This window comes from Microbulbifer sp. Q7 (assembly GCF_001639145.1).
GTDB lineage: Bacteria > Pseudomonadota > Gammaproteobacteria > Pseudomonadales > Cellvibrionaceae > Microbulbifer.
On record NZ_LROY01000002.1, the window covers coordinates 207,915 to 221,342 of the forward strand.

Annotated in this window: 8 protein-coding genes; 4 read left to right on the forward strand and 4 right to left on the reverse strand. The window is 61.5% G+C overall.

The window, feature by feature from the left end:
• The first annotated feature begins 43 nt into the window (after window positions 1-43).
• Window positions 44-3,577 carry a PAS domain-containing hybrid sensor histidine kinase/response regulator gene (locus AU182_RS06625; protein WP_082859267.1) on the forward strand — a complete coding sequence of 1,178 codons (3,534 nt, stop codon included), beginning with the start codon at window positions 44-46 and terminating at the stop codon, window positions 3,575-3,577.
• Here AU182_RS06625 and AU182_RS06630 read toward each other — a convergent pair.
• Together AU182_RS06630 and acs are read right to left on the reverse strand one after the other, a co-directional pair.
• On the reverse strand, window positions 3,570-4,295 hold the full coding sequence (locus AU182_RS06630) for a response regulator transcription factor (RefSeq protein ID WP_066962706.1): 726 nt from the start codon (window positions 4,293-4,295) through the stop codon (window positions 3,570-3,572). The genes AU182_RS06625 and AU182_RS06630 overlap by 8 nt on opposite strands.
• A gap of 142 nt (window positions 4,296-4,437) precedes the next feature.
• Entirely contained in the window at window positions 4,438-6,420 is a 1,983-nt protein-coding gene (acs, locus tag AU182_RS06635) for an acetate--CoA ligase (protein WP_066962709.1), read from the reverse strand.
• 240 nt (window positions 6,421-6,660) lie between these two features.
• Between acs and AU182_RS06640 the strand changes: the two genes are divergently transcribed.
• Genes AU182_RS06640 through AU182_RS06650 form a run of 3 tightly spaced genes read left to right on the forward strand, consistent with a single transcriptional unit; the run spans window position 6,661 to window position 10,067 of the window.
• Window positions 6,661-7,983, forward strand: coding sequence for a DcaP family trimeric outer membrane transporter (locus AU182_RS06640; RefSeq protein WP_227718153.1), 1,323 nt, complete (start codon window positions 6,661-6,663; stop codon window positions 7,981-7,983).
• 47 nt (window positions 7,984-8,030) lie between these two features.
• Complete coding sequence (locus AU182_RS06645) at window positions 8,031-8,363, forward strand: DUF4212 domain-containing protein (RefSeq protein WP_066962712.1); 333 nt, start codon at window positions 8,031-8,033, stop codon at window positions 8,361-8,363.
• A gap of 3 nt (window positions 8,364-8,366) precedes the next feature.
• A complete protein-coding gene (locus tag AU182_RS06650) occupies window positions 8,367-10,067 on the forward strand; it encodes a sodium:solute symporter family protein (protein WP_066962715.1) in 1,701 nt (566 codons plus the stop codon).
• Between the two features lie 140 nt (window positions 10,068-10,207).
• On the opposite strand, the gene AU182_RS06655 is transcribed toward AU182_RS06650, so the two are convergent.
• The gene (locus tag AU182_RS06655) at window positions 10,208-10,756 is read right to left on the reverse strand and encodes a GNAT family N-acetyltransferase (protein ID WP_066962718.1); all 549 of its coding nucleotides are present in this window, start codon (window positions 10,754-10,756) and stop codon (window positions 10,208-10,210) included.
• A gap of 179 nt (window positions 10,757-10,935) precedes the next feature.
• Entirely contained in the window at window positions 10,936-13,308 is a 2,373-nt protein-coding gene (locus tag AU182_RS06660) for an autotransporter outer membrane beta-barrel domain-containing protein (RefSeq protein WP_066962721.1), read from the reverse strand.
• Window positions 13,309-13,428: the final 120 nt, after the last annotated feature.

Below are 13,428 nucleotides of genomic sequence, written 5' to 3' on the forward strand. Positions count from 1 at the left end.
CATCGGGTATACACAGTGTCATGATCCGGCGCGCGAGGAATCCATGACCGCCACATCCCTGCTGTTGTTTTTTGCCCTGTTGTATATCGCGATGTTGTTCGTGGTCGCCTGGCGTGCGGGCCGCAATACCCGGTGGATGCGCAACTTCCGTCCGGTCATCTACGGCCTGACCCTCGCGGTGTACTGCAGCTCCTGGACCTTCTTCGGCGCAGTGGGGCAATCGGTCAGCAATACCTGGAGCTACCTGCCCATTTATCTCGGCCCGATTCTGCTGTTCCTGTTTGCTGGGGGTTTTCTGCAAAAACTGGTGCGCGTGGGCGAGCGCCAGAAAGTCACATCCATTGCCGACTTCATCGGTTCGCGCTATGGCAAGAGCCGCGGTCTCTCCGCGCTGGTGACCCTGCTGGCGATTGTCGGCAGCCTGCCGTATATCGCACTGCAACTGCGTGCGGTCACCATGGGGTGGGAGGTGATCGGGGACAGTAGCCACAGCGAGAGCCTGGTCCATCTCGATACCGCTCTGGCGACCGCCTTGCTGATGGGGCTGTTTGCCATCCTGTTTGGCACCCGACACCTGGAAGGGCGGGAGCGCAATGTCGGGGTGGTGGCGGCTATTGCGCTGGAATCCCTGGTCAAGCTCTTTGCCTTCGCGGCTGTCGCGGTACTGGCTCTGTGGCTGCTGGTCACCGGTGGCAGTGGCCTACCGGCGGTCCAGTGGCAGCCGCAGCTGCAGTGGTCGGCCCCGGACATCAATTTCCTTACCCAGACCCTGCTGGCGATGGCGGCGATTGTCTGCCTGCCGCGCCAGTTTCACATGGCGGTGGTGGAATACCGCAACCCCGAAGACCTGAATACGGCACGCTGGTTGCTGCCCGCCTACCTGGTGCTGTTTTCAATGCTGATCCTGCCGATTTCGCTGGCGGGCCAACCGCTGGTGGCGGCGGGCCTGAGTGACCCAGACAGCCTGGTGCTGACCCTTCCCTTGCAGGCAGGGCACAGTACCCTCACCATGCTGGCGTATATCGGCGGTTTCTCGGCGGCCACCGGGATGGTGATTGTTGCCGTGCTCACCCTGGCGGTCATGGTGACCAACGAGCTGGTGGCGCCGGTGTGGCTTTATCTCAGCCGCTACACCCGCCTGACGGCCGTCGCTCTCGGCACCCACCTGCGCCTGATTCGCAGTCTCAGTATTCTGCTGCTGATGTTGATGAGCTGGGGCGTCCACCTGGGGATTTCCGGCACCGAGGCGCTGGCGTCTATCGGCCTGGTTTCCTTCGCGGCGGCCGCTCAGCTGGCCCCGGCCCTGGTTGCCGCGCTGTACTGGCCCGGCGCGCACCGGCGCGGGGTCTGGGCGGGCTTGATGGCCGGTTACGGCCTGTGGTTCTTCTGTCTGGTATTGCCCGCCATGGTGGGGGATGGGGAAGTGATGCGCCACGGCGTGCTGGGCATCGAGCTGCTGCGCCCACAGCAGCTGTTTGGCCTGTCGGCGCTGGATCCGCTGAGCCACGGTGTGTTCTGGAGCCTGCTGGGGAACATTGCGTTACTGGTGGGTGTATCCCTGCTGTGCCGTCAGGATGACAACGACCGGCGTCAGGCGCAGGCGTTTGTGTTTCCCCAGCAGGGTGGGGAACCGACCCCGGACCTGGTGCCCACCGGAATTCGTATGGGACAGGTACGCAGCCTGCTGCAGCCGTTCGTGGGGTCGGCGCGGCTGGAGGAAATCTGGAACACATTTGAGCTGCGCAGCCACCAGCGATTGCTGCCGGATGACACTGCATCGCGCTTTGTGATCGCCGAAGCCGAGCGCATGCTCGCGGGTATTGTTGGCTCCGCGGCCGCGCACCAGCTGATGGGCTTGTTGCACAGCAACCGGCCGCTGAAGCTGGAGGATATCGCGCGCCTGGTCGACAGCACATCCCAGCGCCTGCGCTTCAGCCAGGAATTGCTGCAGACCACGGTAGAGACCATCAGCCAGGGCATCAGCGTGGTGGATGCGGAGCTGCGGTTGGTGGCCTGGAACCGGCACTACCTGGAGCTGTTCAATTATCCCGAGCGGCTGTTGTACATCGGCTGCCCGGTGGCTTCGCTGTATCGTCACAATGCCGAGCGCGGCCTGTACGGGGATGCGGACGACCCCGCCGCCCTGGAGGCCCATGTGCAGCGACGGCTGGACCTGTTGCGTCACGGCAGCGCGCACCGTTTTGAGCGCCGCCTGCCCAGTGGCGCCATTGTCGAGGTGCGTGGCACGCCCATGCCCGGGGGTGGCTTCGTCACTACCTTTACCGACATCAGTGAATATCGCGCTGCGGTAGACGCGCTGGAGGAAACCCGCCGCAGCCTGGAAGACCGTGTGCAACAGCGCACCGCCGAGTTGTCCGATAGTAACCACGCACTACAGGAAGAGAACCGCCGCCGCGCTGAGGCGGAGGTAAAAATCCGCGAGTTGCACGCGGCCAAAACCCGCTTCCTCGCCCACACCAGCCACGATTTGCTGCAGCCGATTAACGCCGCGCGCCTGTTTATTGCCTCGCTGCAAAACAAGGCCGCCGCCGGCAGCTGGCGCGAGATGGGGGACGACATCCACTACATCGACAGCGCGCTGACCTCGGCGGAACAGTTGATTGGGGCGCTGCGGGAAATCAGCCGCCTGGACGCGGGTAACCTCAAACCGCGGCGGGAGCACTTTCCCCTGCGGCAGTTGCTGGACGGTCTGAATGCGGAATTCTCTGCGCTGGCGCGCGCGCGCGGTCTGGCTCTGCACTATGTGCCCACCGACGCCTGGGTGGTGAGCGATCGCCATCTGCTGCGGCGGATACTACAGAACTTGCTGTCAAACGCGCTGCACTACACCGCCCGCGGCCGCGTGCTGTTGGGAGTGCGGCGGCGGGGTGGGCGCGAGGGTGAGCCGGCACTGGAAATCCAGGTCTGGGATACCGGGCCGGGTATCGCCGAAGAGGCGAAGGAAGCGATCTTCGACGAGTTTGTGCGTCTTGGCAGCAGCGAGCGCAGCGCCGACAAGGGGCTGGGGTTAGGGCTCGCGATTGCAAGGCGCAGCGCCGACCTGCTCGGGCATCAGCTGGGGCTGGAATCCACCCCGGGGCGCGGTTCCATGTTCAGTATTCGCGTGCCGCTGGGGGAGCCCCGCACGGCCGAGGTACGCGTGTCCAATGACGGTGAGGTGGAGGCGGTGTCCGCAGTACCGGTGTTGTGCATCGACAACGAGCGGCAAATCCTGCGTGGCATGGATAGCCTGCTCAGTGGCTGGGGGTGTCGTGTCATCACGGCCGTTTCCCTGCAGGAAGCGCTGTCCAACTGGGTGGAGCGGGATCCGCCCGCACTGGTGATTGTGGACTATCACCTGGATCGCGGTGCCACTGGCATCGATGCACTGGACGCGCTGTGTGAACACTGGCAAACCGAGTTGCCGGGCATCGTGGTGAGTGCGGACACATCGGAAGAGGTGCGCAGCGCGGCGACAGAGCACGGTTGGTTCTACCTGCCGAAACCGGTAAAACCGGCGGTGCTGAGGAACCTGGTGCGGCGACTGGCGCGCACCGCCAGGAGCGGTGTCAGTTGAGTGGGCTGGTCTCTGTGTTTGGTTTTTGCGGCGGGATGAATTGCCCCGGCGCTTCCACATCGAGGCGGCTCAGGGCCAGCACCGCCTGGGTGCGGGAATTGACATCGAGTTTACGGAACAGGGCGGTCAGGTGCGCTTTGACCGTGGCTTCGGTGACCTGCATTTCGTAGGCAATCTGCTTGTTCAGCAAACCCTCCGCGAGCATGGTGGCCACGCGAAACTGCTGTGGGGTGAGGGTGGCGATGACATCCGCCACCTCGCTGTCATCCGCCGTGCCGCCAGACTCGTAGCGCTCCGCCACGGTCGGCGGCAGCCAGATTTCCCCTCGCAGGGTGCCTTGCAGGGCTTGCGCTATCTGCTCCACCGGCGCGGATTTCGGCAAGAATCCGCAGGCACCATGGTCGATGGCCCGGCACATGATTTCCGGCTTTTCGTTGGCGGAAACCACCATCACCGGCAGCTGCGGGTACTGCCCGCTCAAAAAAATCAGCCCGCTGAACCCGTGGGCGCCAGGCATATGCAGGTCGAGCAGCAACAGATCACAGTGGGGGTGCTCGGCCACACATTGCTGCAGGCTCTGCATATCGCACGCTTCAAAAATTTCTGCGTTGGGAAAGTTCTGCTGAATGGACAGGCGCAGGGCGTTGCGGAACAGGGGGTGGTCGTCCGCAATGATAAATTGTCGCGCGGTGTGCCCGGCGTCAGAGTGTTGATTCATCGCTTTGCATCCCTTGTCGGCGGGATTTTCCCGGGTATTTCCCCCGGCCTAAGTGCTGGGGAAAAGTGTACCGGAAAAGCCCGCCGATGCCTGTTGTTATTTTTTACCGGGGTCTGCTGCTGTGTTTGTGGCGCCTGGCGCCTCAGGCGGTTGCCGCTGCGCGGTTGGCCACAAGATTGTCCACCACTCCGGGGTCCGCGAGGGTCGAGGTGTCACCCAGCTGGTCACACTCGTCGGCGGCTACCTTGCGCAGGATACGGCGCATGATCTTGCCGGAGCGTGTTTTCGGCAGACCCGGTGCCCACTGAATCACATCGGGTGTGGCAATCGGGCCGATTTCTGCGCGCAACCAGTCGCGCAGGGTAATGCGCATTTCGTCACTGGGTTCGATGCCGCTGTTCAGGGTGACATAGATGTAAATACCCTGGCCCTTGATGTCGTGGGGGTAACCCACCACCGCCGCCTCGGCCACGGCCTCGTGGGCAACCAGCGCACTTTCCAGTTCAGCGGTGCCCATACGGTGGCCGGAAACATTGAGCACGTCGTCCACGCGCCCGGTAATCCAGTAGTAACCGTCCTCGTCGCGGCGCGCACCGTCGCCGGTGAAGTACATGTTGTCAAAGGTGCTGAAGTAGGTATCGATAAAACGCTGGTGGTCGCCGAACACGGTGCGCATCTGTCCCGGCCAGCTGCCTAGCAGCACCAGGTTGCCATCGGTGGCGCCATCGAGAATCTTGCCCTCGTTATCCACCAGCGCCGGCTGTACCCCGAAGAAGGGACGGGTGGCCGAGCCGGGTTTCAGGGCGGTGGCGCCGGGCAGGGGCGTGAGCATGGCACCGCCGGTTTCCGTCTGCCACCAGGTATCCACGATCGGGCACTGTCCCCGGCCGAAGGTGCGGTGATACCACTTCCACGCCTCGGGATTGATGGGCTCGCCCACGGTACCTAAAAGTCGCAGGCTTTCCAGGCTGGCCCCGGCGACCGGTTTGTTGCCTTCGGCCATCAGTGCGCGAATGGCGGTGGGGGCGATGTAAAGAATATTGATTTTATGATCGTCGATGATCTGCGCCACCCGGGTGACGTCGGGGTAGTTGGGTACCCCCTCGTACATGACGGTGGTGGCGCCGTTGGCCAACGGTCCGTAGAGGATGTAGCTGTGGCCGGTGATCCAGCCGATATCGGCCGCGCACCAGTAACGTTCACCGCGGCGATAGTCGAACACATACTCGTGGGTGAGTGATGCGTAGGTGATGTAGCCGCCGCTGCTGTGCAGTACGCCCTTGGGTTTGCCGGTGGAGCCAGAGGTATACAGAATAAACAGCGGGTCTTCCGCGCCCATCACTTCCGCCGGGCATTCATCGCTCTGCGCCGCAACCAGCTCGGCGTAGTCGCGATCGATGGCGGGATTCCAGTCGGTGGCGTCGTCGGTGTAATTGAAGACCACCACGTTGTCCACGGTGGTTTCCTTGCACAGGGCCACGGCGCGGTCGACGTTGTTTTTCAGCATCACTGAGCGCCCGCCGCGGCGGCCGGCATTGGCGGTGATCAGGGTGCGGGACTGGCCATCGTCCATGCGTCCGGCCAGCGCCTCGGGGGAAAAGCCGGCAAATACCACCGAGTGCACTGCACCAATGCGGGCGCAGGCGAGCATGGCTACGGCCGCCTCCGGCACCATCGGCATGTAGATAGTGACCACATCCCCTTTCTTGACGCCAAGGCTCTTGAGGCCATTGGCGAAGCGGCACACATCCCGGTGCAGCTCCCGGTAGCTGATTTCCCGCGAAACTCCCGGCTCGTCACCGACCCACAGGATGGCGGTGCTGTCGCCGTGTTCGTGCAAGTGGCGATCCAGACAGTTGGCGGCCACGTTCAGCTTGCCATCGGCGAACCAGCGGATATGCAGATCGTCCCGGGCAAAGGACACGTCCTGAACCTGGGTAAAGGGGGTGATCCAGTCGATGCGCTGGGCCTGCTCGCGCCAGAACCCATCGGGATCCTGGATGGAGCGGTTGTACAGCTCGAAATAGCGATCCTCATCCAGCAGTGTATTGGCTGCATAGGTTGCGGGTACTGGATAGACGCTTGGGGTAGATTCCGGTTTGCTGGTCACGATTCGGCCTCTCATCAGTGCAGATTCTTATGCTGTGCATTCTGGCACCGGGGCTGCGTTGGGTCGTATTAGACAAAAGTCGAAAGGCACCGGGGGCGAGGGGTGTTTAGTATCCAGGTATACCCGTGAGGCACTTAGACATTAGTCGAGTTCGGGTGGCATTTAGACTAATGGTTAATACCCGTGTGCCCCGCAAAGTTGTTTGCTTGGGTTTGTTCGCTGCAAACCCAACAAACAACCGCAAGGATCAAAGCTATGTCGGGAAAAATAATAAAACACAAACTCGCCGGCGCGGTGGCGCTGGCAGCGATGACAAGTTCGCTCTCGGTATTGGCGGCGGAGCCAGAAGAGACCACTGCGGCACAACTGCAACAGCGCATTGCTGAATTGCAGGCGCAGGTTGACCAGCTGGCGGCCAGCCAACAGGCGCAAACGCTGCCAAATCCGGAGCCGCCCAAATCCACCACTTTCGGTGAAACCAATATCCAGATTGGCGGCTATATAAAGCTGGACAGCATCTTCAGTGACTACTCCGATGGCAGCTCTGCCACCGCGGGCGTCGGTGAAGACTTCCTGGTGCCGTCGACCATCCCCATCGGCGGGGAAAGTGGTGAGGTGCATTACAACGCCCACGCGAAGTCCACGCGGCTGTTTTTTAAATCTTCCACCGAAGCGGGTGCGGGCAGTGTGGATACCCATATCGAAATCGATGCGATGGCCGGCGGCCAGGGGGATGAGCGCATCAGCAACTCCTACGCCCAGCGCCTGCGCCACGCCTATGTGAACTGGAAGATGGATGGCGACCGCTCGCTGTTGGCCGGGCAAACCTGGTCCACGTTTTTTAACGTGGGCACGCTACCGGAAGGACTGGACTTTGTCGGCCCGGTGGGCACGATTTTCGAACGCCAGCCGCAGCTTCGCTACACCCAAGGGCTGGGTAGTGGCAAGGTGATGGTTGCCGCGGAAAACCCGGCCACTACCCTCTACAACGGTAGCGAGAACCCCTACGACGACAACAGCCGTCCGGATCTGATTCTGCGCTACGACAACCGCATTGGTGATCTCAGCTATTCCTTCGCCTCCATGAGCCGCGAGTTGGCCTACGACCACGCCGATGGCAGCAACGAGTCTGAGCAGGGCTATGCCATCAGTCTGGCGGGCAAGTGGCAGTTGGGACGCGACGACCTGCGCTTTATGTACAGCTACGGTAACGCGCTGGGCCGCTACCTAGGGCTGAACAGTTACCGCGGTGGCATCATCGATTCACTGGACGGGAGTATCGAACTGATCGACCAGCACGGCGGCTATGTGGCACTGCGGCATTTCTGGAACGACCAGTGGCGCAGCAACCTGGTGCTCTCCGCCACCGCCGCAGACAATCCGGCACTGGTCTCCGACATGACCCCGTCCGCGTACCAGAGCCTGCACCTGAACCTGATGTATTCGCCGGTTCCGAAAATGACGCTGGGTGGTGAGTATATTTTCGCAAGTAAGGAAGTGGAGAATGCCAGCGGACTGCTGAGCGATGACCAGGGAGAAATGCAACGCATGCAATTCTCGGTCAAGTACGTATTTTGATGGCGTCTATCGCCGGGATTATTAAAAATAATTGAGGAGAATGAGCGATGAGTTTCAAGAGCAAGCAGGACGCCAAGGCCTATTGGCGCGAGAACCTCAGACTGATGTTCAGTCTGCTGGCTGTGTGGTTTGTGGTGTCCTTCGGGTGCGGCATTCTGTTCGTCGAAGAGCTGAATAGCATTCGCATGGGCGGTTTCAAACTGGGCTTCTGGTTTGCCCAGCAGGGTGCCATCTATACCTTTCTCGTGCTGATTTTTGTCTACGTGTACAAAATGAATCAGATTGATCACAAGTACGACGTTTACGAAGACGAGGATGCTGCGGAAGCGGCCCAGCCGCAGGCCGCCCCGGAAGCGCAACAGCTGCAGGGAGGGCACTGAGCCATGGACGTTCAAACCCTTACTTTCCTCATCATCGGCGCGACCTTTGTGCTGTACATCGGCATTGCACTTTGGGCGCGCGCCGGCTCCACCAACGATTTTTACGTGGCCGGTGGCGGCGTGCATCCAGTGGCAAACGGCATGGCGACGGCGGCAGACTGGATGTCGGCGGCCTCGTTTATCTCCATGGCCGGCCTGATTTCATTTATGGGTTACGACGGTGCCGTGTACCTGCTGGGGTGGACCGGTGGCTATGTACTGCTGGCCCTGTGCCTGGCGCCCTACCTGCGTAAATTCGGCAAATTTACCGTGCCGGACTTTATCGGGGACCGCTACTACTCCCAGGCGGCACGTACGGTGGCCGTGATTTGTGCCATCTTCGTATGCTTCACCTACGTGGCCGGTCAGATGCGCGGTGTGGGTGTGGTGTTTTCCCGCTTCCTCGAAGTTGACATTATTACCGGCGTTATCATCGGCATGGGTGTTGTGTTCTTTTACGCCGTACTCGGTGGTATGAAGGGTATTACCTACACCCAGGTGGCCCAGTACTGTGTGCTGATTTTCGCCTATATGGTGCCGGCCATTTTCATCTCCATCATGATGACCGGGCACGTGCTACCGCAGACCGGATTCGGTGGCATGTTGTCCGATGGCACCTACCTGTTGGACAAGCTTGATGGGCTCTCGACGGAGCTCGGGTTTGCGGAGTACACCTCGGGCACCAAAAGTACCATTGATGTGTTCTTCATCACTGCTGCCTTGATGGTGGGTACCGCGGGTCTGCCACACGTGATCGTGCGCTTCTTCACCGTGCCCAAGGTACGTGACGCGCGCAAGTCGGCCGGTTGGGCACTGCTGTTCATCGCTCTGCTGTATACCACTGCACCGGCTGTTGCCACCTTTGCGCGGGTAAACATGATCGACACCATCAATGGTCCGGATGGCCAGGGTACCGCCCATGCGGAAGCACCCAGCTGGATCACGAATTGGGAAGAAACCGGCCTGATTACCTGGCAAGACAAAAATGCCGACGGCAAGATGTTCTACTCCGGTGACGAGCGCAATGAAATGTCGGTAGACCGCGACATCATGGTGCTGGCGAACCCGGAAATTGCCAACCTGCCGGCGTGGGTAATCGCACTGGTGGCTGCCGGTGGCGTTGCCGCTGCACTGTCCACCTCTGCGGGGCTGTTACTGGTGATTTCCACCTCCATCTCCCACGACCTGCTGAAGCGTAACCTGATGCCGAACATCAGCGAGAAGAAGGAACTGCTGTATGCCCGCGGCGCGGCAGCGGTGGCCATCTGTATCGCCGGTTACCTCGGGGTCAATCCACCGGGCTTTGTGGCGCAGGTGGTCGCCTTCGCCTTCGGGCTTGCGGCCTCGTCCTTCTTCCCCGCGATCATCATGGGGATCTTCTCCAAGCGGATGAACAAGGAAGGGGCGATTGCCGGTATGGTGTCGGGCATCCTGTTTACCGCGGCCTACATCTGTTACTTCAAGTTCATCAACCCGGCCGCCAATACCCCGGAAAACTGGTGGTTTGGTATTTCCCCGGAAGGTATTGGTACCCTGGGCATGATGATCAACTTTGCGGTGGCGGCCGTGGTGGCCAAGGTCACTCGTGAAGCGCCCGGTGAAGTGCAGGACATGGTGGAGAGCATTCGTTTCCCGCAAGGCGCGGGTGCGGCGAGCAACCACTAAGTTTATTGATCGACCAAACGCAAAAAGGCGGGCCCCCGGGCTCGCCTTTTTGCGTTTTCGTCTGGTAGCGAATAAAGGTCTGGTAACGAATAGATGTCTGGTAGCGGCCGTGGATGTGCGGCACGAATGGACCGGCAGACTTATGCTTGCCAGCCCATCAGCAGCAGTTCCTCTTCGCTGCCAGGCAGCGTGATGGTTTGTTCCCGGTGCAGGCCCAGCTTTTCGAGCAGGCGAATGGAGCTTGTGTTGCCCGGTGCGGCAATGGCAACGATGCGCGTGAGCCCCAGTTCGGTTTTCCCCCACGCCATCACTGCTTCCGCAGCCTCGCGGGCGTAGCCGCAACCGCGGTACTGGGGGAGAAAGGCAAAACCGATGTCCATCGCGTCGAGGCCCTCCCGGCAAATCAGGCCCGCCTGGCCGATCGGCGTGCCATCCTTGCGCTCTACGCAGTACATGCCCACGCCATGGGATTGATACATGGCGATGGGGCCGCGCCGCAGGTAGTCGCGGGCGTCTTGCAGGGTGCGTACGCCGCGATCGCCGATAAACCGGTGGAAGTCTGGATCATTGACCAGTGCCAGGGTAAAGCGCGCGTCGTCTTCGCTGTCGTTCAGCATGCGCAGTCGCAGGCGTTGTGTGGTGATGGTTGGCAGTTGGCACGACGGGGCGTGCGATGGAAGCTGGGACATGGTGTGCCACGGTGTGCAGATAACAATCTGTCGGGAATAACGTGTCGACAATAATGTGTTGAGAATAATGTGTCGAGAATAATCCAGCGAGTTTACACGGTTGGGGGAGCGTGTTGTCTGGCTCGCCAAAAAAAACGCCCACCGAAGTGGGCGTTTTAGTGGCGCTAAGCAGACCCGAATCAGAAGCGATAGGTCACGTTCACGGAACCGTGCTCGGAGCTCGGGCGCGCGGTGAGGTTGGCGCTTACCGCAATGGCGTCCGCCGCCTGCCAGCGCAGTCCCACCAAGGCGCCGGCACCGTCGGCAAACAGTCCGCTGTCCTTGCTGGCGTAGCTGGGCATGGCGTTCATGTTACCGGTCATGGATTTAATCCCCACTTCCAGGGAGTCGTTTTCGGTACCGGTGGTGTCTTCGTACCACAGCTGGCCATAGGCACTCACGTTACCCCACGCCTTGTCGGCGAAGGCACCGAAGCGCATGGTGGTGTAGCGACGCTCCTGGCTGCCGAAATTCATCCCGAACGGATCCAGTTGCTCGCCACTGGCGCCGGTGTAGGTGAATCCGTCCAATGCCGCTTCGGTGTAGCCGTCCACTTCGGCGGTGACCTTGGTCACGCCGGCGAAGGGGCCAAAGCGCCCGTCACTGCGGGAGATATTGAAACCAGCGGTGAGGTCCAGGGTGGTGTTCTCGCCGCCGGTTTCACCCATAAGCATCTCGTTGAACTGGCTACCGAGCTGCAGCTGACGGCCAATACGGTCGTAGTCCACATCGGTCACGGTCGCACTGGCGTCCACAAAGAAGCCCTGGCCGTGGAAGCGGGAATACAGGCTGTAGTTGGTGGAGGTGGAGTCGATATCGCTCTGGTCGTTACCCAGGGACAGGTCAGACCGGCTGACCGCAAAACCCAGTTGCAGGTTGTCGCGCAATGCGTAGCCGGCGCCGATCAGGCTGCCGGTGGCATCGCCAGAGGCGGACGGAGCCAGGTTGTTGTCGTAGTCGCTGTTGCCGAAGACACCGCTGACAAATACGCCGGTTTCTGCGGTGCGGTAGCGGCTGCCGGCAAAGCTTTCTTCCAGTGCACTGACGTGGGCGCGGGAAGCCTGCAGGCCCATGTCTGGCAACTGGCCGGCAACCTGCGCGGCGTTGACCACGGCGGTGTAGTAGTCGCCCAGTAGTTGCTGTGCGGCCTGGGAGGGGTGTACCGAGTCATTGAAAATCAGCTGGTCGGCATCCGGGGCGGTACCGTTCTGGCCGTACACCGGGTGTTCGATGCAGCCACCACCGGAGTAGCACAGGGTGCTCTGGTCAAATTCATCGGAAAACCCGAGTGCCGCCGCGTTGGCCAGGCTGACCTTGAGGATGCCTTCCATATCCACCATCAGAACACCGTCGATGTCTCCGGCGTTCGCCAGCAGGGTGGAGTTGAACAGGGTGACCGCTTCACTGGCCTGCGCCAGAGTGGCATCGATGGCCATCGCCAGTTGTGCGTCGGCATCTTCCTGGGTCATCAGCCCCGCCGCTACCGCATTGGCCAGCTGGGCCGCTTCCGGGCTGGCGGCGACTGCCTGGCTGACGGCCGCGTACATGCCGGGGGTATTGCTGATGTCCGGCACGTTGGACACCAGAATGTAGTTGGCGCCGGCGTCCGATAGCGCCTCTGCGCCATCCGCCAGCATGGAGGCGGCGAGCCCCGCCTGGGCCCCGAACTGTTCCGCGGTCATGGCGCCGCTCAGGGATGCAGTGAATCCTGCCAGCAGATCATTGCCGCCGCCATTGACCCAGTAGAGGGCCTTGCCGTCGGCGCGACCGCTGGCGGTCTCCAGGTAGCCGAGGCCCAGCGGGTGCGGGTTACCGGTTACGCCCGAGTCGGCGACGATCTGGCCCGGCGCCGCGTTGATTTGCGCCTGCAGGCCATCGGCCTGAGCGCTCAGTTGTGCTGCGGTGGCGGCATCGCCGGCGGCTTCCGCCTGCGCTGCACCGGCGCGGAGCTGGGCGACGATGGTGGGGCCCTGCAGCAGCAGGCCGAGCAGGTCGAGGTTGGCGTAAAGACCCGTGGCGGTTTCGCGGGTGGGGTCGGGGAGCAGTGCGCTGGCAAAGTTATGTGTATTGGCGTCCAGGGTAAGGCCCTGCTCTGCCAGGTATTCCAGGTAGCCGCGGGTGCCGAGTATGTTCAGCAGAACGTCCGCCGCGCGATGGCCGCCCACGGCCCAGCCGCCGCCCACATTGGGTAGCGCTGCCCGCACCTGGGCCTCGGCCGAGGCCAGCAGCTCTTCCTGCGAGAGCGTGGGGTCTACTTCCGGTAAACACAGGTACAGGCCGGCGCAAGACGGGGTCACCGGGCCGAGACCGAGATTTTGCGAGAGCAGGCTGATGGCGGCTTGCCTGTCATCACCACTGGTGAAAACGCCAGCGTTGCCAACATCGGTGAGGCTGTCACCGAATGCGATTATTTGGGAAAAGGGCGAGTCGTCGGCAGAAGCAGTGGTGCTCAGGCCGCAAGACAGGGTGGCTACCGCAATGGCTGCCGCCAGGCTGCGCTTGGCGTTGGGCATGTTGATCTCCTTACATCGCTATGCACAGTGTTATTTGTTGCCATGAGTGGCTTATTTACTGTGCTCGCGTCTTTATTTTTATTGAGCGTTTCGTTCGTTTTGGTCCCTGAAGCACCAGGG

What these genes read in the sequence shown, in the direction of transcription:
- AU182_RS06655 (WP_066962718.1), bottom strand. Translation starts at nt 10,756, where the DNA reads ATGTCCCAGCTTCCATCGCACGCCCCGTCGTGCCAACTGCCAACCATC.
- AU182_RS06650 (WP_066962715.1), top strand. Translation starts at nt 8,367, where the DNA reads ATGGACGTTCAAACCCTTACTTTCCTCATCATCGGCGCGACCTTTGTG.
- acs (WP_066962709.1), bottom strand. Translation starts at nt 6,420, where the DNA reads ATGAGAGGCCGAATCGTGACCAGCAAACCGGAATCTACCCCAAGCGTC.
- AU182_RS06660 (WP_066962721.1), bottom strand. Translation starts at nt 13,308, where the DNA reads ATGCCCAACGCCAAGCGCAGCCTGGCGGCAGCCATTGCGGTAGCCACC.
- AU182_RS06630 (WP_066962706.1), bottom strand. Translation starts at nt 4,295, where the DNA reads ATGAATCAACACTCTGACGCCGGGCACACCGCGCGACAATTTATCATT.
- AU182_RS06640 (WP_227718153.1), top strand. Translation starts at nt 6,661, where the DNA reads ATGTCGGGAAAAATAATAAAACACAAACTCGCCGGCGCGGTGGCGCTG.
- AU182_RS06645 (WP_066962712.1), top strand. Translation starts at nt 8,031, where the DNA reads ATGAGTTTCAAGAGCAAGCAGGACGCCAAGGCCTATTGGCGCGAGAAC.
- AU182_RS06625 (WP_082859267.1), top strand. Translation starts at nt 44, where the DNA reads ATGACCGCCACATCCCTGCTGTTGTTTTTTGCCCTGTTGTATATCGCG.